Origin of the sequence: Paenibacillus sp. MER 180 (genome assembly GCF_023713665.1) — a bacterium.
Taxonomy (GTDB): domain Bacteria; phylum Bacillota; class Bacilli; order Paenibacillales; family Paenibacillaceae; genus Paenibacillus_B; species Paenibacillus_B suaedae.
Window position 1 is genome coordinate 1 of sequence record NZ_JAMAVT010000125.1, and the last position, 226, is coordinate 226.

General features: G+C 47.8%; 1 tRNA gene. It reads right to left on the reverse strand.

The features are described 5' to 3' along the window. Positions 1-143: 143 nt before the first annotated feature. Positions 144-219: transfer RNA gene (locus M3661_RS30160), tRNA-Ala, on the reverse strand. Positions 220-226 lie beyond the last annotated feature (7 nt).

A 226-nucleotide genomic window follows, 5' to 3' on the forward strand; every position in this document is an offset into this window, starting at 1 on the left:
CCTGGTGCCTAGGCATCCTCCGTGTGCTCTTACTAGCTTAACCTAGTATGCTCATTGCTGAGCGTATATCAACTAAAAGGATGATTCTAAGACACTTAACTTTCGCGATTCAGTTTTCAAGGTACAATGTTATAAAACTTATTTGGTGGAGCCAAGCGGGATCGAACCGCTGACCTCCTGCTTGCAAGGCAGGCGCTCTCCCAGCTGAGCTATGGCCCCATAATGG